Annotated in this window: 21 protein-coding genes and 1 pseudogene; 7 read left to right on the forward strand and 15 right to left on the reverse strand. The window is 51.9% G+C overall.

What is annotated here, in order from left to right:
- Positions 1 to 390 precede the first annotated feature (390 nt).
- The 8 genes from J2X14_RS00105 to J2X14_RS00140 form a co-directional block, all read right to left on the reverse strand.
- Positions 391 to 1,095 carry a DUF1120 domain-containing protein gene (locus tag J2X14_RS00105; protein WP_352409199.1) on the reverse strand — a complete coding sequence of 235 codons (705 nt, stop codon included), beginning with the start codon at positions 1,093 to 1,095 and terminating at the stop codon, positions 391 to 393.
- A gap of 608 nt (positions 1,096 to 1,703) precedes the next feature.
- A complete protein-coding gene (gpmA, locus tag J2X14_RS00110) occupies positions 1,704 to 2,456 on the reverse strand; it encodes a 2,3-diphosphoglycerate-dependent phosphoglycerate mutase (protein WP_352409200.1) in 753 nt (250 codons plus the stop codon).
- 146 nt (positions 2,457 to 2,602) lie between these two features.
- Positions 2,603 to 3,634 carry a galactose-1-epimerase gene (galM, locus tag J2X14_RS00115; RefSeq protein ID WP_352409201.1) on the reverse strand — a complete coding sequence of 344 codons (1,032 nt, stop codon included), beginning with the start codon at positions 3,632 to 3,634 and terminating at the stop codon, positions 2,603 to 2,605.
- Positions 3,628 to 4,776, reverse strand: a complete 1,149-nt coding sequence (galK, locus tag J2X14_RS00120) for a galactokinase (protein ID WP_352409202.1) — start codon at positions 4,774 to 4,776, stop codon at positions 3,628 to 3,630. Before galK ends, galM begins: the two co-directional genes overlap by 7 nt.
- Complete coding sequence (galT, locus tag J2X14_RS00125; RefSeq protein ID WP_352409203.1) at positions 4,773 to 5,825, reverse strand: galactose-1-phosphate uridylyltransferase; 1,053 nt, start codon at positions 5,823 to 5,825, stop codon at positions 4,773 to 4,775. The genes galK and galT overlap by 4 nt, the downstream gene beginning before the upstream one ends.
- Positions 5,826 to 6,140: 315 nt before the next feature.
- A complete protein-coding gene (locus J2X14_RS00130; RefSeq protein WP_352409204.1) occupies positions 6,141 to 6,839 on the reverse strand; it encodes a hypothetical protein in 699 nt (232 codons plus the stop codon).
- A gap of 1 nt (position 6,840) precedes the next feature.
- The gene (locus J2X14_RS00135; protein WP_352409205.1) at positions 6,841 to 7,947 is read right to left on the reverse strand and encodes a DegT/DnrJ/EryC1/StrS family aminotransferase; all 1,107 of its coding nucleotides are present in this window, start codon (positions 7,945 to 7,947) and stop codon (positions 6,841 to 6,843) included.
- Positions 7,928 to 8,953: a Gfo/Idh/MocA family protein gene (locus J2X14_RS00140; protein WP_352409206.1), complete on the reverse strand. Its 1,026-nt coding sequence runs from the start codon at positions 8,951 to 8,953 to the stop codon at positions 7,928 to 7,930. Before J2X14_RS00140 ends, J2X14_RS00135 begins: the two co-directional genes overlap by 20 nt.
- 190 nt (positions 8,954 to 9,143) lie before the next feature.
- On the opposite strand from J2X14_RS00140, the pseudogene J2X14_RS00145 reads away from it, so the two are divergent.
- A pseudogene (locus J2X14_RS00145) lies at positions 9,144 to 10,231 on the forward strand (MFS transporter).
- Between the two features lie 364 nt (positions 10,232 to 10,595).
- Here J2X14_RS00145 and modF read toward each other — a convergent pair.
- Positions 10,596 to 12,065 (reverse strand): molybdate ABC transporter ATP-binding protein ModF, encoded by a 1,470-nt coding sequence (gene modF / locus J2X14_RS00150; protein ID WP_352409207.1) that lies wholly within the window; start codon positions 12,063 to 12,065, stop codon positions 10,596 to 10,598.
- Positions 12,066 to 12,141: 76 nt separating this feature from the next.
- The gene (gene modE / locus J2X14_RS00155) at positions 12,142 to 12,924 is read right to left on the reverse strand and encodes a molybdenum-dependent transcriptional regulator (RefSeq protein WP_352409208.1); all 783 of its coding nucleotides are present in this window, start codon (positions 12,922 to 12,924) and stop codon (positions 12,142 to 12,144) included.
- A gap of 165 nt (positions 12,925 to 13,089) precedes the next feature.
- Here modE and J2X14_RS00160 point away from each other — a divergent pair, with 165 nt between their 5' ends.
- From J2X14_RS00160 to modC, 4 genes are all read left to right on the forward strand, one after another.
- A complete protein-coding gene (locus J2X14_RS00160; RefSeq protein ID WP_085067555.1) occupies positions 13,090 to 13,245 on the forward strand; it encodes an AcrZ family multidrug efflux pump-associated protein in 156 nt (51 codons plus the stop codon).
- A gap of 144 nt (positions 13,246 to 13,389) precedes the next feature.
- On the forward strand, positions 13,390 to 14,166 hold the full coding sequence (modA, locus tag J2X14_RS00165) for a molybdate ABC transporter substrate-binding protein (RefSeq protein ID WP_352409209.1): 777 nt from the start codon (positions 13,390 to 13,392) through the stop codon (positions 14,164 to 14,166).
- Positions 14,166 to 14,855 carry a molybdate ABC transporter permease subunit gene (modB, locus tag J2X14_RS00170; RefSeq protein ID WP_352409210.1) on the forward strand — a complete coding sequence of 230 codons (690 nt, stop codon included), beginning with the start codon at positions 14,166 to 14,168 and terminating at the stop codon, positions 14,853 to 14,855. Before modA ends, modB begins: the two co-directional genes overlap by 1 nt.
- Positions 14,855 to 15,916, forward strand: coding sequence for a molybdenum ABC transporter ATP-binding protein ModC (gene modC, locus J2X14_RS00175; RefSeq protein WP_352409211.1), 1,062 nt, complete (start codon positions 14,855 to 14,857; stop codon positions 15,914 to 15,916). The genes modB and modC overlap by 1 nt, the downstream gene beginning before the upstream one ends.
- A gap of 115 nt (positions 15,917 to 16,031) precedes the next feature.
- Here modC and J2X14_RS00180 read toward each other — a convergent pair whose 3' ends face one another.
- Positions 16,032 to 16,850, reverse strand: coding sequence for a pyridoxal phosphatase (locus J2X14_RS00180; RefSeq protein WP_352409212.1), 819 nt, complete (start codon positions 16,848 to 16,850; stop codon positions 16,032 to 16,034).
- A 158-nt stretch (positions 16,851 to 17,008) separates the two neighbouring features.
- On the opposite strand from J2X14_RS00180, the gene pgl reads away from it, so the two are divergent.
- Positions 17,009 to 18,004, forward strand: coding sequence for a 6-phosphogluconolactonase (pgl, locus tag J2X14_RS00185; protein WP_352409213.1), 996 nt, complete (start codon positions 17,009 to 17,011; stop codon positions 18,002 to 18,004).
- A gap of 247 nt (positions 18,005 to 18,251) precedes the next feature.
- Complete coding sequence (locus J2X14_RS00190; RefSeq protein WP_352409214.1) at positions 18,252 to 18,860, forward strand: GNAT family N-acetyltransferase; 609 nt, start codon at positions 18,252 to 18,254, stop codon at positions 18,858 to 18,860.
- Between the two features lie 195 nt (positions 18,861 to 19,055).
- On the opposite strand, the gene J2X14_RS00195 is transcribed toward J2X14_RS00190, so the two are convergent.
- The 4 genes from J2X14_RS00195 to bioA form a co-directional block, all read right to left on the reverse strand.
- Entirely contained in the window at positions 19,056 to 19,532 is a 477-nt protein-coding gene (locus J2X14_RS00195; protein WP_352409215.1) for a kinase inhibitor, read from the reverse strand.
- Positions 19,533 to 19,544: 12 nt separating this feature from the next.
- Positions 19,545 to 20,225 carry a type 1 glutamine amidotransferase domain-containing protein gene (locus tag J2X14_RS00200; protein ID WP_352409216.1) on the reverse strand — a complete coding sequence of 227 codons (681 nt, stop codon included), beginning with the start codon at positions 20,223 to 20,225 and terminating at the stop codon, positions 19,545 to 19,547.
- The gene (gene curA / locus J2X14_RS00205) at positions 20,225 to 21,277 is read right to left on the reverse strand and encodes an NADPH-dependent curcumin/dihydrocurcumin reductase (protein ID WP_352409217.1); all 1,053 of its coding nucleotides are present in this window, start codon (positions 21,275 to 21,277) and stop codon (positions 20,225 to 20,227) included. Before curA ends, J2X14_RS00200 begins: the two co-directional genes overlap by 1 nt.
- 75 nt (positions 21,278 to 21,352) lie before the next feature.
- Positions 21,353 to 22,645, reverse strand: coding sequence for an adenosylmethionine--8-amino-7-oxononanoate transaminase (gene bioA / locus J2X14_RS00210; RefSeq protein WP_352409218.1), 1,293 nt, complete (start codon positions 22,643 to 22,645; stop codon positions 21,353 to 21,355).
- Positions 22,646 to 22,661 lie beyond the last annotated feature (16 nt).

Consider the following 22,661-nt stretch of genomic DNA (forward strand, 5'->3'; position numbering starts at 1 on the left):
AAGGTAATGTTGCATTAACCGAACACAGAATAATAACTTTAATGACGTTAAAGAAGTGCGTAAGAGAAAGTTATGATAAAAAGCGAGAAAGTGTTGCGTTATTAATTGCGGGCGGGATATGAGCCTATTATTTTTTCCAGGGCTGCATTTTTCTGCTGGTTGCTCTGATGGAGGCGATTGAAAAGCAATAGCGTTATTAATGGGTTTTTGTTTATTGGCTAATTAATAGTTTAGATAATAGACAGAGGAGTTATATAAATATAATTAGGATTGTAAGCTAATTAATTTTAATTGGACTATTAATTATGCAGTAATGATAGCCAGCCGTGATTAAAATAGCTGTGTTTTCATTGATGGCTGGCCGCGAAAAATCACCGACCAGCAGCACCATTACAGATAGAACAGTTCCAGGGTCGCCAGCCCATCCAGCTTCACTTCTTTGCCCAGGTCCAGTTCTGTGGATTTGTTTATATAGGCCTGTATCTGAAATGCACCCACAAAATTGGTATGGCTGCTGGGCTGCTTACCATCGCTTGACCAACTGAAATGTAAGGTCCGGGATTCATAAAACATAGGTTGTATTGTGCTTACCCCAGCCCAACTGACGGTATTATCCGATAATATAAGCTTAACAGCTTTATTATCCGCCTTATGGAAAGTAGGGTGTATAACTAAGGCATAGCCGCCAATGCCTTTGCTATTATGCAGTCCCAGCCCGGCGGCAGTGGCCTTACCGGGAACATTAATTCCACCCAGGGTGATGCCTGAATCTGCCAGCTCACCTAAGGCACCATCTTTATTTACTGCGCTGACACCCCGCGCCGGTTTAGCGAGAATAGCCACGCGCGCCGGTGCCTCACATTTGATATTAAAATACATTCCCTTAAGTGCAAGAGGTGTGAATGTATTTCTGTTCAGAGTAGTAGTTGGGATCTTCCCATATTCAACAAGGCCATTATTATCCAATGTAAGCTGACAGGCGGAAGGCACAATGGTGCCGGTTACTTTTAATTCAGCAGCCGGTGCGGCAGCCAGCGAGGCAGGCAGGATTGTTAATAGCGACAGCGCGCAGGATAGCGTAGTGACTTTATTCATGATAATTCCTTTATCAGGTTGAGGTAGGAAAGGGGATGTTTTTCGGGTGCCAAAACGCAGAAAAGCCAATCCGCCAGCAGCGGAGCGTTTTTCTGCTAACTATTTTCATTGCTAAGGTAATATTGCATTAACTGAACGCATATTAATAACTTTAATAGCACTAAAGAAGGGTACGGGCGCGCTTAATTAAAAAAAAAGCGATAAAATAGGCGCCTGGTAATAGTTGGCAGGGAGAGTGACCACTATTTTGGCAGAGAGGAAAATTATCTGCTGGTGGCATTAACGAGAGAGGTGGGAAAACAATGGAATTATTAACAAGTTTTTATTTATTGGCTAATTAATGATTTAATAAATAAGCAAGTCGGGCTTATAAATTAACTGCGAATAAAAAGCTAATAAACTATTGCCTACACAAACTGGTTTTTATATATACTTCTGCAAATCGTTAATTAGCCAGTGGCAACATTCCTGAAAATCGTTAATTAGGCAACAGCAACGCGCTGTTAAACCCCATGCTTATTTGCTATAGCGGGTACGCAACAAACGCCGATAAAAAACCCGCCAGGCGGCGGGTTTTTGGCAAATCACGAATGATTTCGCATCACGAATTACTTCGCTTTGCCCTGGTTCGCTACCGCAGCGGCTTTCGCAGCGATTTCGTCGGCGTCGCCCAGATAGTAACGTTTCAGCGGCTTGAAGTTTTCGTCGAACTCATACACCAGCGGCACGCCGGTTGGGATGTTCAGTTCGAGGATCTCATCTTCGCTCATGTCGTCCAGGTATTTCACCAGCGCGCGCAGTGAGTTACCGTGAGCGGCAATGATCACTTTCTCACCGCTTTTCAGGCGCGGCAGAATAGATTCATTCCAGTAAGGGATCACGCGTTCGATGGTCAGCGCCAGGCTTTCAGTGGTAGGCAGCTGTTCTGCGGTCAGATTCGCATAGCGCGGATCGTGGCCCGGGAAACGCTCATCGTTGCGATCCAGTTCCGGCGGCGTAACGGCAAAGCCGCGACGCCACTGTTTTACCTGGTCGTCACCGTATTTTTCTGCGGTTTCCGCTTTGTTCAGGCCCTGCAGCGCACCGTAGTGACGCTCGTTCAGACGCCAGGATTTTTCTACCGGCAGCCAGGCCTGATCCACTTCATCCAGAATGTTCCACAGCGTGTGAATAGCGCGCTTCAGCACGGAGGTGTAAGCGAAATCGAAGGTGAAACCCTCTTTTTTCAGCAGCTGACCTGCTGCTTTCGCTTCTGTGCGGCCCTTATCAGACAGATCAACATCGTACCATCCGGTAAAGCGGTTTTCGTTGTTCCACTGGCTTTCGCCGTGGCGCACCAGAACCAGCTTAGTTACAGCCATAGCTTAACTCCTTAACGCTCGTATGATAATGAAACCATTATATTGCCGTCGCGCGCGGCACGGCAATCGATAGTGCCCTACCATAACGGAAATCGACGCACGGCGTAAGACCTCAGCCTGCGCGATGCCTGTTTTTCAGCCTGATGTTATTCCGCCGTTAACGTATAGCGGGTAACGCTGTGATAAGTTTCGCCGGGTTGTAACCAGCAGTCAGGCTGCGGCCATTCCGGATGGTTTGGCGAGTCGGGTAAAAACTCGCTTTCCAGCGCGATGCCCTGGAAAGCATTATAGCTGCCCTGGTCGCGCGCAGGCGTACCTTCCAGATAGTTGCCGCTGTAAAACTGCAGCGCCGGGGCGCTGGTATGCACCGTCAGCTTCAGTTTGCTGTCTGATGACCACAGCTGCGCGGCAGACTGCTCTGCATCACGCTCATTCAGCAAAAAGGCGTGATCGTAGCCCTGCACCAGACGCTGATCTTCATCCTGCAAAAAGTCGCGGCCGATCGCTTTCGGCTGGCGGAAATCAAAGCCGCTGTTTGCCACCGTCTGTAACGGCGCGCGCGGAATACCTTCGCTGCTCACCGGCAGATAGCGATCGGCGCTGAGCTGCAGCTGATGCTGGCGCGCGTCGCCGTGATGCGCGTCCAGATTGAAATAGGCATGGTTAGTGAGATTAACCGGGCAGGGGCGATCGACCTGCGCCTCCCAGTTAATCGACAGGCAGTTATTATCATCCAGACGATATTCCACCTGCGCGATAAGATTTCCCGGATAGCCCTGATCGCCATCCGGAGAGTTAAGGCGATAATGCACGCTGTTTTCGCTCTGGCTGACAATCTGCCAGCGGCGTTTGTCGAAGCCTTCCGGCCCGCCATGCAGCTGATGCGCGCCCTGATTGGCGGTTAACGTAATGCCAGCCGCATCCAGACGCGCGTTGGCGATGCGGTTGGCGTAGCGGCCGACGGTCGCGCCCAGGTAAGCGGTTTGCTGGAGGTAATCGGCAGGCGTCGCGCAGCCCAGCAGCGCTTCACGTACGCTGCCATCTTTCATCGGTACGCGCGCGGAAAGCCAGGTCGCGCCCCAGTCCATAAAGGTGGCGACCATGCCGTGGCTGTTGCGCAGCACGGTAATGCGCCACGGCTGCCCGTCGGGCGCCAGGGAAGTCGCTTCGTTTAGCATTGTCCTGCTCCTTCCGACGCCTTACAGACGTAAAAAGTCTCTTTGAGGCCGGTTTTGGCTTCATACTGGCTGGCGACCGCGGCTTTTACCGGCTCTACCAGGTCAAGCGGCATCAGCGCCACTACGCAGCCGCCGAAGCCGCCGCCGGTCATGCGTACGCCGCCCCGATCGCCAATCACAGCTTTCACGATCTCTACCAGATGATCCACCGGCGGCACGGTGATCTCGAAATCATCACGCATGGAAGCGTGCGACTCCGCCATCAGTTCGCCCATGCGTTTCAGATCGCCGCGGCTCAGCACATCCGCCGCTTCCAGCGTGCGCGCATTTTCAGTTAACACATGGCGCACGCGTTTTGCCACCTGCGCATCCAGCTCATGTTCCACCGCTTTGAACTGCTCAATATCCACATCGCGCAGCGCAGGCTGGCTAAAGAAGCGCGCGCCGATTTCACATTGCTCGCGACGCGTGTTGTACTCGCTGCCGACCAGGTTGCGGCGGAAGTTAGAGTTGATAATCACCACCGCGACATCCTGCGGCATCGGCACCGGGCGCGTACCCAGCGTCCGGCAGTCGAGCAGCATGGCGTGATCTTTTTTACCCAGCGCGGAAATCAGCTGATCCATAATGCCGCAGTTGCAGCCCACAAACTGGTTCTCCGCTTCCTGACCGTTTACCGCGATCTCAGCGCCATCCAGCGGCAGATGATAAAGCTGCTGAAACACGGTGCCGACCGCCACTTCCAGCGAGGCGGAGGAGCTGAGTCCGGCGCCCTGCGGCACGTTGCCGCTGATCACCAGATCCGCGCCGTTAAAATCGCCGCTGCGCTGCTGTAAATGTTTGACCACGCCGCGTACGTAGTTGGCCCACATTGGCTCTTGCACGCTCATAATCGGCTCGTCCAGCGAGAAGCTGTCCTGCTGATTATCGTAATCAACCGCGATAACCCGTACCTGACGATCGTCACGTTTGGCGCAGCTGATGACCGTCTGGTAATCAATGGCGCAGGGCAGCACAAAACCGTCGTTATAATCGGTGTGTTCGCCAATCAGATTGACGCGGCCCGGCGCCTGAATGGTGTGCGTCGGCTGATAGCCAAACTGCTGCTGGAAAATTTGGTCGGTGGTGGTTTTTAACGTCATTCTGAATCTCCCGTCTGGCGGAAATGAATATCACTGACAGAACGCAGGCGCTCCGCTGCCTGCTCCGCGGTTAAGTCACGCTGGGTTTCTGCCAGCATTTCGTACCCAACCATAAACTTACGTACCGTTGCCGAACGCAGCAGCGGCGGGTAAAAATGCGCATGCAGCTGCCAGTGCGCGTTCTCTTCATCGTTAAACGGCGCGCCGTGCCAGCCCATGGAGTAGGGGAATGAGCACTGGAACAGGTTATCGTAGCGGCTGGTGAGCTTTTTCAGCGCCAGCGCCAAATCACTGCGCTGCGCTTCGCTCAGATCCGTCAGACGTTTGATCGCGGCTTTCGGCAACAGCAGCGTTTCAAACGGCCAGGCCGCCCACCAGGGCACTACCGCCAGCCAGTGTTCGGTTTCTACTACCGTGCGGCTGCCATCTTTCAGTTCACGCGCCACATAATCCACCAGCATCGGCGAGCCGTGCTGCTGCCAGTAAGCACGCTGATGCTGATCCTCGCGCGCCACTTCGTTGGGCAGAAAGCTGTTGGCCCAGACCTGGCCATGCGGATGCGGGTTAGAGCAGCCCATCGCCGCGCCTTTATTCTCAAACACCTGCACCCAGGGATAGCGCTCGCCCAGTTCGGCGGTCTGCTGCTGCCAGGTGGTGATTACCTCTTCCAGCGCCGACAGGCTCAGCTCCGGCAAGGTTTTGCTGTGATCCGGTGAAAAACAGATCACCCGGCTGGTGCCGCGCGCGCTTTCGCAGCGCATCAGCATATCGTCGCTCTGCGGCGCTTCGGGGGTATCCACCATCAGCGCCGCGAAGTCATTGGTAAACACATAGGTGCTGGGGTAATCGGGATTTTTATCGCCGGTGACACGGGTATTGCCCGGACAGAGAAAGCAGTCGGGATCGTGTTTTGGCAGTTGCTGTACGGCGGGTGCCTCTTGCGCGCCCTGCCATGGGCGTTTCGCACGATGTGGGGAAACCAGCACCCACTGATCGGTCAGCGGGTTATAACGGCGATGTGGATGATCGACCGGATTAAATTTTTCCATGTTGTGTCCTGATAGCTGACTAAAGCGGAAATCGCAGAATAAAAAATAGCACAGGGTAAAAACGTAAAGCGTGATCCAGTCTGGATAAATGGAAGCGTTTACACAAGCTGAAAATTCCTGGTTTTTAGCAGCGGCAGGAGCGGCTAGAAAAAGTACAAGTATTGGCCGGTAAGATGTTTTTTTTGTACAAAAGGTTGCGTTCTGACCGCAAAGCCAGTGCTTATCAGCCCGCCTGCTATGCTTTCGCCGCAATACTGTTCAGTTATTGATGCGCGTTCAGCTTTATTAAAAGCGCTTGCGTACCTGAGTTTGCGTTTAAAAAGAGACAGACTCTATGGCTGAATTAAAGTCAAGCGTTAGCTCAGTATCAATATTAAAACAGTGGGTATCCCGGCTGATGATGATTTTAGGGGAATTTACCGTCACCGATGGCAGATGTAAGGTTCCTTGAATGGTGAGATAGTTGTTAATGGCCTCCATATTTTCTACGGTTTCGTTTTGTAATAACCTTCCCAGCGTTATATGAATAATATCTTTCTTCAGACAATCAGGGAAATTATATGTGCTATAAATTTCCTGCCTAAAATCAAGAAGCTCTTGGGATTTCCCCATCAGAATTATGCTGCCATTTGGGGTTAGCAATACATCCTGAAGCGCAATGTTTATTGGCTGGTATCTTATAAAGTGCGCGAGGGTTTTTTGGCATAGTTTCTTTATTTCAAAACGAGCGTTTGTAAAGGCTGTTTCACTATCATTAAATAGCGTCAACAACGTTGAATGCAGGTAATCAACCCCATAAAAGGTAATGTAAGGAAATAAGCGTGATAACTCTTTATTAAATAAATGCAGGCGCTCTGCCAATGGAAAAAAATGCTTATCATCGCTGCCGGGTATTATCATCTGCCCGGCGCATAAACTAACATCAATTATGTTATGGTTATTTTTCTGAGCCAGCCAGGGTTCACGATTTTTTAATTTATTTTGCGTAGCGTTGCTTATGAATTCGAAGCTCATGTTATGTCCTTATGTAAAATTCATTTATTACATCTGCTATATAAATAATTTTGTTATCATCCAGTTCCGGATAGATGGGTAATGAAAGTAATTGACCACAAGCGGTTTCAGAGTTCGACATATTGTTGCTTGATTTACAAACCCCACTGAATATCGGTTGTTTGTGTACCGGTACAGGATAATGTATGCCCGTTTCAATGCCGTGTTGATATAAATATTTCTTCAGCTCATCTCTGAACTCAGTCATAACAGCGAAAACGTGATAAACATGTCTGGCTTCGGGAAGAACCTGCGTCAATCTCAAAGGTTTTTTTGCCAATGATTTTTTATATAACTCTGCTTTTTGAATTCTGAGTTCTGTCCACTCTTCTAAATATTGTAGTTTTATCCCAAGAAGCGCGCCCTGGATAGCGTCCATTCTGTAATTGTAGCCTTCATACAGATGGATATATTTTTTTTCACACCCCCAGTCTCTTATCATACGCAACTTTTCAGCATAAAAACTGTTATTTGTTATTACCGCTCCGCCCTCACCACATGCACCAAGATTTTTTCCGGGATAGAAACTAAAACAAGCCATATCTCCAACTGAGCCAATTTTAACGCCCTTAAATGTACTTCCATGGGCCTGAGCTGCATCCTCAATTAAAATTAAATTGTATTTTCGGCATATACGATTAATTTCATCAATTTCACATGGGTTTCCATGGAGATGGACGGCAATAACAGCTTTAGTCTTATGATTAATATGTGGTTCAATTGAGTCAGTTGAAAGATTTAAAGTTTTCAGTGAAATATCCAGTAAAACAGGAGTGGCTTTCACGAGTCTTATGGCTGCAACAGTTGCTACAAACGTACTGGTGGTAGTGATAACTTCATCACCCTCTTTGATGCCTGCAGCCAGAAGAGCCATATGTAAAGCACTGGTTCCTGAATTACAGGTTACGCAAAATTTTGTATCACAATACGCAGCAAAGTCATTTTCAAATGACGCAACATATTCACCTAAACAATAATTCCCAGACTTTAGTATATCAAGAATCACCGGTTCAGCTTGACTTTGGATTTTCCTGTATTGAGCAGTCAGGTCAAGGTACTTTATTAACATTATCATTTTCCTCGATGAAGTAATACATGCGGCCATTATTACGAACGGAATATTCAATAGCCTCTAACGTTTTTATAACATCCACAGAAAGTGAAGCTTCATCGTTTTCAAGGTTATTACTATTTATTAGTGTAAAAAAATAAGAAATTTGGTCTGTAATTGCATCGTTTTTTTCAACAGTAATTTGTTTTTTGATATCTGTCGTATCATAAACAACTTCATTTAAATTATTGGGGATTGCTTTGCAATAATAAGTTAACTTATTATGCTCAAGGCAATCATCATAAATAAAAGATCCTTTCGAACCGACAATAACAATGTCACGGAATTTTTTTGGGCTGACCCAGCTAGTAATAATAGATGCATTTAGACCCTCATCATAGGTAATGTTGATATTACACATTATCTCAGGATAACTGTTGTCATATTTAATCCATCTGGCAGAGATGGCTACTGGATTTTGAGAGAAAAGATGCTTAATTATATATATATCGTGTACCGCAAGATCCCACGCTACACTTTTATCTGAACGAAATCGTCCAAAATTGGAACGATTAGACTGATAAAGAAATGGTCTTCCTAACAGATTATCACTGCCGATGATTTTTTTAAGTTTCTTGATTTCGGCTGTTTTAAGATAAGTGTGATCTGGATATAAAATTCTGCCATTTTCCTTAGCTAAATGTAAGAGTATCTTCAGTTCATCAAGGCGGGTTGTTATTGGTTTTTCAATAAAAATGTGTTTCCTCGCCTGAAGAAGATTTAAGGCTATGGGGAAGTGAGTTTCGGCTGGAGTTACTATGAACACTGCCACTATAGTTGGATCTTTTGTAATATCAGTAGCGGTTGTTGTACAGCATATTTTAGAGTTTGATAACAATATTTCCAAATCTGCAGAAAAACCCGCTGGATCGTAAATAGTTATCTTGCTCACTATTTCAAATTGTAGAAGATGACGAAGAATAACTTTGCCCCAGTATCCCATCCCGCAAATTCCTGTATGCATGATTTACTTACTCCTTGTAATGAAATTGAAACAATGATATTCCTGAGTAAATGTAACTTGATGTTAGGGAGATCACATAATGACAAAGATTGATAAAGGGTCCTTATGCTTAATAACAATTACTGCTTTACAATTCTTTATTCAGGGTTCATGGAGTATGACTCTTGGAATAGTATTAAGCAGTAATGGCATGGGAGAACATATCAGGACTGTGTTCTTTTTGTTGGGAGTCGCCACAGTAATATCCCCTCTGTTTATAGGATACATATCAGATAAATCGGCATCGCCTAAAAAAATTTTTTCATCACTCCATTTCATTAATGCTGTTAACATGATTGGTTTGTACTTTTCTTTTATGTATGCCAATGAATTATTAATTATTTTACTTTTTTTTATTGCAGGGGTATTATTTTATCCAACCACAGCACTAATAAGTTCATTGACCTTTCAGAATATTCGATCTGATACAATTTTTCCTGTTATCAGAGCGTCAGGCACTCTTGGTTTTATGATTTCGGGTTTTTTATGGGTTTTTATAATATTGAAAACAGCAATTTACTTTATATATCTGCATCAGCCGTTTCTTTTATCGTGTCAATCGTTGCATTAATGGCTCCGTTGAAAAAAAATGATTTAATCAAAAACCAATCACATTCAATACTAAAAAATTTAAAGAATGCAGCAGTGCTTATTCAAAACAAGAAGGCTATGCCTTTTCTGGTTTGTGCCCTGCTTATGATGATATCTCAGCTTTCTTATAGTGCCTATATGCCGGTTTATCTCGATGACATGGAATTTAGTTCTCCCGCAATACTTATGCAGATTGCTGTTATAGCAGAACTGCTTTCTATGCTTTTTTTACCATTAATGATGATAAAAATAAGCATTGAATCCCTTATGCTTATTGGTACGTTTACCTATGCATTACGTAGCTTTTTGACCATTTATATAGAGAATACTAACTTTCCTCTTATGATTACTGTGCTGATCCTGAATGGGGTGTCATGGGTAATCTTCTTTATTTCCTTTGATATGTATATCAAAAAAATATCCTTTGATTACAATTTACATCAAATGCAAGGGCTCAAAGTCATTTTTATTAACGGCTTGGGCGTCTCCTTATCATCTTTAATTTGCGGTCATGCTTATAATCACGTGATGAAAGGGGATGATGCACATGGCTGGCAACTATTCTGGGGTTTGCCTTTTATTATGGCAGCAACTGGTTTTGTTATTCTGATTTGTAAGAGGAAAAGTTATGTTCCGATAGTAGAATGATTTTTCTCTGTGCAGGAACTGGGGTGGTAATCTGCTTTACAGACGTGAACATTATAGTTTTTTACTTTAAGACTGGTTGTAATATTGGTGGATATTTCACGTAGTACATATTTCCCTTATCTAAAAGCCCGGAAAGGGCAAGTCAGACAGGAAAGTCGCTGTTTAATTGCCCCTCACAGCTTACCGTCATCCGGCGCATTGCTCAGGCAGCCCAAGTCCTTAAAGAGATTCATTAGTGGTAGCGGTTACACAGAAAGTTACTGTTTTGTTTAGTGAGCTAAACATAAGGGAGGAGGGTGATGAGGAATAACTGGCCCAGCCTGCGCGCCATGGTTTTCTGGCCCGGCTTGTCCGGGCCGTTTGATCAGTTCAGCGCAGTAATATCGTAACGGTAGCCATCGTCCTGCGGGACAAAGCTCAGGCGATGGGTAATACAGTGCGGCGCATCTTCCGCATGGTGCGCAACAAACAGCAGCTGCGTCTCGCCTTGCGCGATCAAGATATCAATGAAGCGCCGTACCAGCTGGCGGTTAATCGGATCCAGCCCCTGCAAGGGTTCATCCAGAATCAGCAGCGCCGGATGTTTAACCAGCGCACGCGCAATCAGCACCAGACGCTGTTGTCCCCACGACAGGCTATGGAACGGCGTATCGCCCTGCGTCGCCATCCCCAGCAGTGTCAGCCAGGCGTCCGCCAGCTTACGTTGTCGATCGGACGCCGCCTGATACAAACCAATAGAATCAAAGTAACCGGAAAGGATCACGTTACGTACGCTGATTGCCACGCGATAGTCCAGATGCAGACTGCTGCTGACATAGCCAATATGTTGCTTGATATCCCAGATGGTTTCGCCGCTGCCGCGCCGACGGCCAAACAGTGTTAAATCGTTGCTGTAACCCTGTGGATGATCGCCGGTCACCAGGCTGAGCAAGGTTGATTTACCCGCGCCGTTCGGCCCGATGATTTGCCAGTGCTCGCCCGGTTTCACCTCCCAGTTCAGGCCGTGTAAAACCGGTTTGTCGTTATAGCTGACTACGCCGTTTTTCAGCACAATACGCGCCGCATCTGCTGCCAGCTGCGGCTGCTGGTCAGGATTATCCGCCTCTGGCACCGCCATGCCCGCCAGCTGTTCGCTGTGCGCCAGCTGCGCGACCAGCGCTTGTGCCAGCACCGTTTCACGCGCGCCGACATGAGTAAGGTTGCACTCTGCCAGCACGCCGGTGCGATCGACAAAAGCGGGAATATCATCAAAGCGGTTCAGCACCAGCACCAGGGTGTAACCCTGCTGATGCAGCTGCTCAAGCAGCGCGGCAAGGCTGGCGCGTGAGGCGACATCCAGCCCGTCGAAAGGCTCATCCAGCACCAGCAGATCCGGCTGCGCCATCAATGCCTGGCAGAGCAGGGCTTTGCGCGTTTCGCCGGTAGAAAGATATTTAAAACGGCGTTCAAGCAAATATTCAATGTTGAACAGCTGCGCCAGCTGCTGGCAGCGCGCGTCATCTTTCACCTCAAGCTGAATCATCTCCGCTGCTGTGCGTCCCGTATCCTCTTCGCCCTCGCTCAGAAGATCGGTATTGTTACGTTGCCACTCCTGCTCGACCAGCTTTTGCAGTTTCTCCAGCGACACGCGCGTCGGGCGCACAAAGTCACTGACAAACTGGCCCTGTAGCGGCGGCAGTTCACCCGTTAAGGCGCGTGCCAGCGACGATTTCCCGCTGCCATTCGCGCCGACAAAGGCCCAGCTTTCGCCGCTGTGCAGCGTTAAATCATTAAGAGTCAGGACTCGGGTATCGCTAAGACGAAACGTGCCTTGCGAAATTTGCAACGTAGCCATTTTTCATTCCGTTTTTTGCAGCGTGAAAAGATTTTTTAATGGCTGGCTGCAAGCTTGTCAAACCACCGCGACCGATTCAGAGCAGCGTCGCGATAATTACCCGATCGGCATTGAAATGTGCCAGCACCGCCGCACCTGGCTGTAGATCCTGCTGCATGACCTGCTGATTGCTGAGCGTGGCGCAGAGCGTTTCGCCGCTGGCCAGACGCATTAGCACTTCGCTCTGCTGTTCGCCGCGCTCAATCGCGCTAATGGTGCAGGGCAGCTGATTATCGGCAGCGGAAGGGGAACGGCTCACATCAATCCACGGCGCCTTGATTAACAGCAGCACCTCTTTACCGGCGCTGAGCTGCAGGCGATCGGCGCTCTGGCGCGTCAGCGCAGCTTTCAGGCGCGTCTGGCGATCCGCCAGCAGCACCTCAACGTGCTGCTGAACTTGCTCGTCGTCACGGTGAATCAAGGTGCCGAACAGCTGGTTGCGCGCGCTGGTTTGCAGCGAGAAACGCGCGATGGCCGCCAGCAGGCTATCCAGCGGCAGCTGGTCATCCTGTAACACATCAAACGCCTTTTGCTGGATCTGCTCCAGCAGGCGAAACAGTTCAATTAAACGCTCACCGTAGCGGGTAAGCTGCGCGCCGCCGCCGCCTTTACCGCCCGTGGCGCGCTCAACCAGCGTGCGTTCCGCCAGCTGGTTCATTTCATTAATGGCGTCCCAGGCGCTTTTATAGCTGATGCCAGCCAGTTTCGCGCCCTGGCTAATGGAGCCGGTGTGTTTAATCTGCTGCAAAAGCGCGATCCGACGCGGATCGGCGAACAGCTTCTGCTGAAGTCGAATAATCAGAGAAATATCAGCCTGCATGCTAAGCCCCAAAAAGTGGTCATTCACGGATTGTAAAAGAGGCGGCCGAGGGTGTCACGGCGTTAAGCGGCACAGCTTAAGGAAAGGTAAAGCGCACAAAATAGCAGTGCGTTTTTCATCGCGCTGGTTAGAATGGTTTTTTTTAGCGTAATAAACGAGGCAACTATGCTGGAGTTATTAAAAAGCCTTGCTGTCGCCGTGATCATGGTGCCGATCGTAATGGCGATTATTCTGGGCCTGATTTATGGCTTGGGCGAAGTGTTTAACGTCATTTCAAAGTTCGGTCATCGTAACGACCAACCGGCGAAACATCGCCAGTAAGCTCACCGTGCATTTCTCTTAACAGGGCCGACATGATGTCGGTCCTGCTGCTTTTTGCCCAACGCCCACTTTTGATCAAACATATGGCTCCCTCTTCCCGTCTCGTTATATTATGCGCTACATAACGTAACCTGGAGAAAAGCTATGTCTGTTATTAAATGGAGCCACTGGTTGGGCGCTGCCGCCCTGAGTCTGAGCGTATCAGGGCATGCCGTCGCGGCGGAAAACGTCACGGTATTTGCTGCCGCCTCGCTGACTAACGCGTTGCAGGATATCGTCAGCCAGTATGAAAAAAACAAGCATGAGATTAAAATCGTCGCCTCTTACGCCTCTTCTTCAACGCTGGCGCGCCAGATAGAGCAGGGCGCACCGGCCGATCTGTTTATCTCCGCCGACCAGCAGTGGATGGATTACGCGGCGCAGAAAAACAGCGTTGAAAGCGATTCGCGCTACACGCTGTTGGGTAATGAACTGGTGCTGATCGCGCCCGCCGATACGCAGGCAAAAGCGGTGACCATTGATAAAAACACTGACTGGAAAAACCTGTTAAAAGGCCAGCGTATCGCCACCGGCGATCCGGATCATGTTCCGGCCGGTATTTATGCGAAAGAGGCCTTACAAAATTTAGGCGCCTGGGATACGCTGTCGCCGGTTATGGCGCGCGCAAATAATGTCCGCGCCGCGCTGGCGCTGGTGGAGCGAAATGAAACGCCCTACGGGATTGTGTACGGCTCTGATGCCGTCGCCAGCCAAAAAGTCACGGTGGTGGGGCATTTCCCGGAAAACAGCCATAAGCCGGTAGAATATCCCATGGCCATTGTGAAAGATCATCGCCATCCCGCCGTCAGCGCGTTTTATGACTATCTGACAGGGCCGGAAGCGGCAGTAATATTTAAAAAATATGGATTTACGCCACGCTAATGATATTGAGTGATGTTGAATGGCAGGCTGTTGAACTCAGCCTGAAAGTGTCTGCTGTTGCTGTGTTGTTCAGCCTGCCTTTTGGCATTTTTCTCGCCTGGGTGCTGGCGCGCTGTCATTTCCGTGGCAAAGCGTTGCTGGATAGCCTGATTCACCTGCCGCTGGTGCTGCCGCCGGTGGTGGTGGGCTATCTGCTGCTGCTGTCGCTTGGACGGCGCGGATGGCTGGGTGCCTGGCTTTATGACTGGTTCGGTATCAGCTTTGCCTTTAGCTGGCGCGGCGCGGCGCTGGCCGCCGCCGTGGTAGCGCTGCCGCTGATGGTACGCGCTATTCGTCTGGCGCTGGAGGCGGTTGATCCCAAACTGGAGCAGGCGGCGCGTACGCTGGGCGCCGGGCGCTGGCGCGTGTTTTTTACCATCACGCTACCGCTGACGCTGCCGGGCCTGATCGCCGGTACGGTACTGGCGTTTGCCCGCTCGCTCGGCGAGTTTGGCGCGACCATCACCTTTGTCTCTAATATTCCTGGCGAAACCCGCACCATTCCGCTGGCGATGTTTACCCTGCTGGAAACGCCGGGCGCCGAAGCGAATGCCGCCCGACTCTGCCTGATCGCTATTGCGCTGGCGTTGCTTTCATTACTGTTGTCGGAATGGCTGGCCCGCTGGGGCCGTAAGCGTCTGGGGGGCTAATGCTGGAGCTTAATTTCACCTTGCAGCAGGGCGACAGCACGCTGCATATCGATACCCAACTGCCCGCCAGCGGCATTACCGCGATTTTTGGCGTCTCCGGCGCCGGGAAAACCTCGTTAATTAACGCTATCGCCGGGCTGGCTGCGCCGCAGCAGGGCTATATTCGCCTGAACGGCGAGACGCTGAGCGATGCGGAGCAGGCTGTCTGGCTGCCGCCGGAGAAACGGCGCGTTGGCTACGTTTTTCAGGAAGCGCGCCTCTTTCCGCATTATCGCGTGCGCGGCAATTTGCGCTACGGCATGGCGAAAAGCCGTCAGCCGCAGTTTAACGCGCTGGTTGATTTATTGGGCATTGGCGATCTGCTGGATCGTTTTCCCTGGTCGCTTTCCGGTGGAGAAAAGCAGCGGGTCGCCATTGGCCGCGCATTGCTGACCGCGCCCGATATTCTGCTGATGGATGAGCCGCTGGCGGCGCTGGATTTGCTGCGCAAGCGTGAGCTTCTGCCTTATTTGCAGAAGCTGGCGAAGCAGGTGGATATTCCGTTGCTGTATGTGTCGCACAGCCTTGATGAGATTCTGCAGCTGGCCGATCGGGTGCTGGTGCTGGATAACGGCGAGGTTAAGGCGTTCGGGACGCTGGAAGAGGTGTGGAACGGCAGCGCGCTGCGCCCGTGGCTGCCGCGTAGCGAACAGAGCAGCGTACTGCGCGTACAGGTGCTGGAGCAGCATCCCGATTATGCCATGACCGCGCTGTCGCTTGGCGATCAGCATATCTGGGTCAGCCGGGTGGATGCGCCGCTGAAAACGCCGCTGCGTATTCGCATTCAGTCGTCGGATGTGTCGTTAACGCTACAGCCGCCGCTGAACAGCACCATTCGCAACGTGCTGCCCGCACAGGTCAGCGAGCTCATTGAGGTCTCTAATCAACAGGTAGAAGTAAAGCTGCGCATCGGCTCCAGCGAGCTGTGGGCGCGCATTACGCCGTGGGCGCGCGATGAGCTGTCGATCAAGCCGGGCATGTGGCTCTTCGCCCAGATCAAAAGCGTCTCCATTACCCCCTGAAAACGCGGAGCCGGATAGGCTCCGTTTTTTGCCTGCCAGGCGAGACAGCAGTCAGACGATAGCGTGGTCAGGCCAAGCCTGAGCATATCGCCGCCCGCCCGCACCGATCGTGCCGTTACAGCACTTCGCGACGAATGGTTTCTGCGATACCCGGCTCCAGGTTAGTGCCGATAACCCGTTTAGCGCGCGCTTTTATCGCGTCATCGGCATTGCCCATCGCCACGCCCAGCCCGGCGGTTTCCAGCATGCTGAGGTCGTTATAGTTATCGCCAAACGCCAGCACATCTTTCATTTCCAGCCCCTGCGCTTCAACCCACTGCGCCAGACGCTTGCCTTTGCTGTTGCCTGCCTGCGCGATATCGACCTGATCGTGCCACGACCATTCGCACGCCAGCCCCAGCTCCTGCTCAACCAGTTCAGCAAACTGCTGCAACGCGCGCGTATCGGGATGGGAGAGGGCAAACTTCCAGATCGCCTGCGCTTGCTGCGCGGCAACGGCTAAATCGGGCACCTGTAAAAAGCGCGGGCGCTGATGCGGCGGCAGCGATTCCGCCCACAGCAGGGTGCGTTCGACATGGCCGGTCGGCGTGTGATAGAGCATGGCGTCATCAACATACAGCAGGCCGTGAATCGCCTGTTGCTCAAGCATGTCGATCACTTTCAGCGTCTGCATTGATGCCAGCGGATCGGCGGCTAGCACCTTTTTCGCTGCATAATCATACAAATAGGTGCCATTACAGCAGATTGCAGGTGTATCTAACGCCAGCGCCTGATAAAAAGGATGAATAGCGCAGTGATGGCGTCCGGTAACAATCAGGACTTTCACCCCGGCCCGTTGGGCTTCGGCAAGGGCTGCCAGCGATTCAGGAAGAATGGTTTTACGCGGCGTTAGCAGCGTACCGTCAAGGTCGAGGGCAATCACGCGATAGCTCATGGTTAATTCCGCCAGTCATTATTAGCAAAGCAGCGATGTTACACCTTGCGGCGCTGGTCGCCAAACCGCTGCGGCATAAACAATCCGTCGGTGAAAGGTAAAACACGCTACCCTTTGCCACAGGCCAACAATTACAGGTAATCAGACAAGGAGAATTCATGAAGCAAGTTGTGTATACCGCCAGTCCGGAAAGCCAACAGATTCACGTCTGGCGTATGAATGAGGACGGCGCGCTGACGCTGCTGCAGGTGGTAGATGTCGCCGGTCAGGTGCAGCCGATGGTGGTCAATCCGGGTCAGCCTTTTTTATACGTCGGCGTGCGCCCGCAGTTTCGCACCATCGCCTATCGTATCGCGGAAGACGGGACGCTGAGCGAAGCGGGCCAGGCCTCGCTACCGGGCAGCCCGACGCATATCTCTACCGATCGTCAGGGCCGGTTTTTGTTCTGCGGCTCTTATAACGACGCCTGCGTCAGCATCAGCCCAATCGGCGCGGACGGCGTGCCGCTGGAGCCGAGCCAGGTGATTAACGGGCTGGAAGGCTGCCATTCGGCGAATATCAGCAGCGACAACCAGACGCTGTTTGTACCGGCGCTGAAGCAGGATCGCATCTGCCTGTTTGATGTGCATGCCACCGGCAAACTGACGCCGCATCAGCAGCCGCAGGTTACCACCGTTGAGGGCGCAGGCCCGCGCCATATGGTTTTCCATCCTAATCAACAGTACGCGTATTGCGTGAACGAGCTGAACAGCACCGTTGATGTCTGGCAGCTGCGCAACGCTCATGGCGAAGTGGAGTGCGTACAGAGCCTGGATATGCAGCCCGCTGACTTTGCCGATACCCGCTGGGCGGCAGATATTCACTTGACGCCGGATGGCCGTCATCTTTACGCCTGCGATCGCACCTCCAGCACCCTGAGCATCTTCAGCGTCAGCGAAGATGGCGCATTGTTAACGCTGGAAGGGCATCAGCCAACGGAAACGCAGCCGCGCGGCTTTAATGTTGACCACAGCGGCCAGTATCTGGTGGCGGCGGGGCAGAAATCGCACCATATCGAAGTTTATCGCATCGGTGGCGAACAGGGGCTGCTGACGCCGCTGGCGCGCTACGCGGTTGGGCAGGGGCCGATGTGGGTGGTGATCCACGCGCTGTAACGCTGATGCCGCAGCGCAGTTTCGGCTGCGCTGCGGCAATTTAACCTGATTAGATCAAACTATTGCGCTCTCATTGTTGTTTTTCTTTCCCCGATGCGTTGTGTTAACGGCGGAGATCAATCCGGCGCGTCAGCAGGAAATTTTGCGGCGCGGGCTGGAGATTGGCGAAAATAGAGAATCGTTTTATGAAAGCGATCCTGAAATACCCTATATATACTCCAGGTTTTAAATTTTAAACGTCAAGTCCATGAAAATAGGCGCAAATCTTCACACATATAAAACCGAAAATTTTTCTGATCGTTTTAGCCAGGAAAATAAAAGTTTTATTCGCGATATAGATCCTCAGGATGCACAAAAACACATCGATAAAATTAAGGCTGATATTAAAAATAACTGGCAGTTAACAGAGTCTGGATCAGATGACGTTTTCCTCTGGAATAAAAAAGCGGCAGCGTCATGGGAAGTCGCAGATTTGGTCTCAGAAACCGCTGCGGAGGTCATAGAAGGAGAGTCAGACAATCAGTTTACTGCTTGTTTTATAAACGAGGAAGTGATTGGCGTGATGGCATGGACACAGGAACCAGGAATACCGGGACTTTATATTAGTTCTATTTTTAGCCATCCGGGAGCGCGGGGAGCCGGCACGGCCTTGATGGAGCATCTTGTTAATATGTCTGAGTACTTTGGGGAAAAAGGTATAATAAATCTCGATGTGATGGATATTGATGCAGCTAGTGTATACGCAAAATTAGGATTCACTGCTTCCGGATCCGTGCTTGATATGCAGTTACGCCCTGAAAGTGCTAGCGATATATGGAAAAAAACATCCAACGGTGAATGGAAATTTACAGGATAATCTGCCTCGATTACCCGAAATTTCATCGAAGGCACACGCTGACTTCATCTGTATCGCCATTCTGCCGCTCGGGCTGACACAGCACCCGTGGGCATTCCAGTTGCAGAAATTGCATTATATATCCGATTAGCAAAACCCGCAGCAGGGCGGACATCACCCAGCGGGCGAAGCGCAATAACGCTCCGCCCGGTCTAATTAGCTGTAAAGCACGGTGATCGAGGCGCTGGCGAGGCGGTGGAAATGGACGTTAAAGCCTACCATCGCGCCGCTGGCGTTTTCATCAACCTCGATTTTATCCACGTCCAGCGCATGCACGGTGAAAATATAGCGATGGCTTTCGCCCTGCGGCGGTGCCGCGCCGCCGTAGCCCGCCTGACCAAAGTCGGTACGCGTCTGAATCGCCTCTTCAGGCAGCGACGCCTGACCAGAGCCTGCGCCCTGCGGCAGCACCGTGACGTTAGCCGGAATATTCGCCACCACCCAGTGCCACCAGCCGGAACCGGTTGGCGCATCGGGATCATAACAGGTCACCACAAAGCTTTTCGTGCCGTCCGGCACCTCATCCCAGGCAAGGTGCGGGGAAATATTATCGCCCTGATAACCCATGCCGTTAAAGACATGGCGCTCCGGCATCTTGTCGCCGTCGTTAAAATTGTGACTGTAAACCCTCATCGCCTCTCCATTTTATTGATGCAACAGTTTCAGTAATTCTTCTGCGGTGGCGGCCGAAGAGGCGGGGTTCTGGCCCGTGATTAAATGGCCATCGGTCACTGTCCAGACGCCCCAATCCTGCGTGCGCTCAAACAGGCCGCCCTGATTCTTCAGCTCATCCTCCACCAGGAAAGGCACAATATCGGTCAGCCCGACCGCCTGCTCCTCGCTGTTGGTAAAGCCGGTGACGCGTTTACCGGCGACCAGCGGCGTGCCGTCTGGTTTCTTCACGTGGCGCAGCACGCCAGGCGCGTGGCAAACGGTAGCAACCGGTTTGCCATTGGCAAACAGGTTTTCAATCAGCGCGATACTGTGCTTGTCCTCGGCCAGATCCCAGAGCGGACCGTGGCCGCCGGGATAAAATACCGCGTCGAACTTGCTGCCATCAATGGTTTCCAGCCGTTGCGTATTTGCCAGCGCCTGTTGCGCGGCAAGATCGTGGCGAAAACGTTCCGTGTCGTGCGTTTGCGCATCGGGCGCGTCGCTTTTCGGATCCAGCGGCGGCTGCCCGCCCTGCGGCGAAGCCAGCACCACGCTGATACCGGCATCTTTAAAGATGTAATAAGGTGCGACAAACTCTTCCAGCCAGAAGCCGGTTTTTTTGCCGGTGTCGCCCAGCCGATCGTGAGACGTTATGACCATTAAAATTTTCATTACTGCTCTCCCGGTTGATCCGCTGCTACCCGGATAACCAGCTTGCCGAAGTTTTTACCTTCCAGCATGCCGATAAAGGCTTCCGGCGCATTTTCCAGCTCATCAACGATATGTTCGCGGAATACCAGACGATCTTCCGCCACCCACTGACTCATCTGACGGAAAAACTCCTCAAAGCGATCGCCGTAATCCTGAGTGATAATAAAACCCTGCACGCGCAGGCGCTTACGCAGAATCGCGCCCTGGAACAGCGGCAGATGATCTTCTCCCTGCGGCAGGTCGGTGCTGTTATAGTCGGCAATCAGGCCGCACAGCGGAATACGTCCTTTGCTGTTCATCAGCGGCAATACCGCCTTGAATACTTTGCCGCCGACATTTTCGAAATAGACATCGATACCGTCAGGGCAGTGCTGCTTCAGCTGCTGCGCCAGATCGTCGCGTCGGTGATCCACGCAATGGTCGAAGCCCAGTTTTTCCATCGCGTAGCGGCACTTCTCTTCGCCACCGGCGATGCCAACCACGCGACAGCCTTTCAGTTTGGCGATTTGCCCCACCACCGAGCCTACGGCCCCGGTTGCGGCGGCGACCACCACGGTTTCGCCCGGCTGCGGATTACCAATATCCAGCAGCCCCATATAGGCGGTAAAACCGGTCATCCCCAGCAGGCTTAACGCCCATGACGGATGTTTTAACACCGGACCCTGTAGCTTAAACAGCCCGCTGCCGTCCGACAGCGCATAATCCTGCCAGCCGCTCTGGCTGACGACCCAGTCGCCCTGCTGGTAGTCGGGATGCTGCGACTGCTCAACAATCGCCACCGTGCCAGCGCCTAACACGTCTCCCACCTTATAAGGTTCGACGTAGGAAGGTGCATCGCTCATGCGGCCACGCATATAAGGGTCGAGTGAGAGATACACCGTCCGCAGAAGCAGCTCTCCCTCACCAGGCGTGGGAACCGATGCGGTATCAAGACGAAAGTTTTCGGCGGTGGGCGCGCCGTGCGGACGCGAGACTAAAATTACGCGACGATTATGCTCTTTTTGCTGTGACATTATTCACTCCTTGGCTAATGGGCATGTTAAAAGCGTAGTTTATCCTGTGGTCCCGTGCCCGACGGCGAGTCAGCATCAGCCTGGCAAAAACAGATCGGCCCGATCTAATGCCGCTTTGATGGTATCGGTTAGCAGGCTCAGCTGCTGCGGGGTAATCACATAAGGCGGCATCAAATAAATCAGCTTGCCGAAGGGGCGGATCCAGACGCCATGCTCGACAAAGAAGCGTTGAATCGCTGCCATATTCACCGGCTGACGGCTTTCAATCACGCCGATAGCGCCCAGCACGCGCGCATCCGCCACCTGCGGATGATCTGCCAGCGGCAGCAGCGCTGAACGCAGCTGTTGTTCAATGGCCGCAACCTGCGTCTGCCAGTGGCCTTCCTGCAGCAGCGCCAGGCTGGCGTCGGCCACGGCGCAGGCCAGCGGATTGCCCATAAAGGTCGGCCCATGCATAAAGCAGCCCGCCGCGCCGTTGCTGATGGTATTCGCTACGTCACGCGTGGTCAGCGTGGCGGAAAGCGTCATGGTGCCGCCGGTCAGCGCTTTCCCCAGGCAGAGAATATCGGGCGTAATAGCCGCATGATCGCAGGCGAACAGTTTGCCGGTACGGCCAAAGCCGGTAGCGATCTCATCGGCAATTAACAGCACCTGATGGCGGTCACACAGCTCGCGCACCCGTTGCAGATAACGCGGATGATAAAAACGCATGCCGCCCGCGCCCTGGACCACCGGCTCAAGGATCACTGCGGCGATGCTGTCGGCATGGGCTGCGATCTGGGCGGCAAATTCCGCGATATCCTGCTCATCCCAGTTGTCATCAAAGCGGCACTGCGGCGCGGGCGCGAACAGATGCGTGGGCAGATAGCCCTGCCACAGGCTGTGCATGGAATTTTCAGGATCGCAGACCGACATCGCGGAAAAGGTATCGCCATGATAGCCGCGGCGCAGGGTTAAAAAGCGCTGCCGTTTTTCCCCACGCGCCTGCCAATATTGCAGCGCCATTTTCATCGCCACTTCCACCGCCACCGAGCCGGAATCCGCCAGAAAGACGCATTCCAGCGGCGCGGGGGTCATCGCCACCAGACGTCGGCAGAGCGCCACGGCGGCGGGATGCGTAATGCCGCCGAACATCACGTGGGACATTTGCGCCATCTGCTGTTGCAGCGCCTGATTCAGGCGCGGGTGGTTATAGCCATGAATCGCCGCCCACCAGGAAGACATGCCGTCCACCAGCTGGCGGCCATCGTCCAGCTGCAAATGAACGCCCAGCGCGCCGACCACCGGATAACAGGGCAGCGGTTCGCTCATGGAAGTGTAAGGATGCCAGATATGGTCGCGGTCGAAAGCGAGGTCGTCAGAAGTCATGATCACTTGTAAACCA

It is taken from the genome of Mixta sp. BE291, from assembly GCF_031457955.1.
Classification (GTDB): Bacteria; Pseudomonadota; Gammaproteobacteria; order Enterobacterales; family Enterobacteriaceae; genus Mixta.

Coding starts and splice junctions, on each gene's coding strand:
- pgl (WP_352409213.1), top strand. CDS start 17,009: ATGAAGCAAGTTGTGTATACCGCCAGTCCGGAAAGCCAACAGATTCAC.
- J2X14_RS00140 (WP_352409206.1), bottom strand. CDS start 8,953: ATGCATACAGGAATTTGCGGGATGGGATACTGGGGCAAAGTTATTCTT.
- J2X14_RS00180 (WP_352409212.1), bottom strand. CDS start 16,850: ATGAGCTATCGCGTGATTGCCCTCGACCTTGACGGTACGCTGCTAACG.
- modA (WP_352409209.1), top strand. CDS start 13,390: ATGTCTGTTATTAAATGGAGCCACTGGTTGGGCGCTGCCGCCCTGAGT.
- modE (WP_352409208.1), bottom strand. CDS start 12,924: ATGCAGGCTGATATTTCTCTGATTATTCGACTTCAGCAGAAGCTGTTC.
- modF (WP_352409207.1), bottom strand. CDS start 12,065: ATGGCTACGTTGCAAATTTCGCAAGGCACGTTTCGTCTTAGCGATACC.
- J2X14_RS00135 (WP_352409205.1), bottom strand. CDS start 7,947: ATGTTAATAAAGTACCTTGACCTGACTGCTCAATACAGGAAAATCCAA.
- galM (WP_352409201.1), bottom strand. CDS start 3,634: ATGCTAAACGAAGCGACTTCCCTGGCGCCCGACGGGCAGCCGTGGCGC.
- J2X14_RS00130 (WP_352409204.1), bottom strand. CDS start 6,839: ATGAGCTTCGAATTCATAAGCAACGCTACGCAAAATAAATTAAAAAAT.
- J2X14_RS00160 (WP_085067555.1), top strand. CDS start 13,090: ATGCTGGAGTTATTAAAAAGCCTTGCTGTCGCCGTGATCATGGTGCCG.
- J2X14_RS00195 (WP_352409215.1), bottom strand. CDS start 19,532: ATGAGGGTTTACAGTCACAATTTTAACGACGGCGACAAGATGCCGGAG.
- curA (WP_352409217.1), bottom strand. CDS start 21,277: ATGTCACAGCAAAAAGAGCATAATCGTCGCGTAATTTTAGTCTCGCGT.
- modC (WP_352409211.1), top strand. CDS start 14,855: ATGCTGGAGCTTAATTTCACCTTGCAGCAGGGCGACAGCACGCTGCAT.
- modB (WP_352409210.1), top strand. CDS start 14,166: ATGATATTGAGTGATGTTGAATGGCAGGCTGTTGAACTCAGCCTGAAA.
- J2X14_RS00105 (WP_352409199.1), bottom strand. CDS start 1,095: ATGAATAAAGTCACTACGCTATCCTGCGCGCTGTCGCTATTAACAATC.
- gpmA (WP_352409200.1), bottom strand. CDS start 2,456: ATGGCTGTAACTAAGCTGGTTCTGGTGCGCCACGGCGAAAGCCAGTGG.
- galT (WP_352409203.1), bottom strand. CDS start 5,825: ATGGAAAAATTTAATCCGGTCGATCATCCACATCGCCGTTATAACCCG.
- J2X14_RS00190 (WP_352409214.1), top strand. CDS start 18,252: ATGAAAATAGGCGCAAATCTTCACACATATAAAACCGAAAATTTTTCT.
- bioA (WP_352409218.1), bottom strand. CDS start 22,645: ATGACTTCTGACGACCTCGCTTTCGACCGCGACCATATCTGGCATCCT.
- J2X14_RS00200 (WP_352409216.1), bottom strand. CDS start 20,225: ATGAAAATTTTAATGGTCATAACGTCTCACGATCGGCTGGGCGACACC.
- galK (WP_352409202.1), bottom strand. CDS start 4,776: ATGACGTTAAAAACCACCACCGACCAAATTTTCCAGCAGCAGTTTGGC.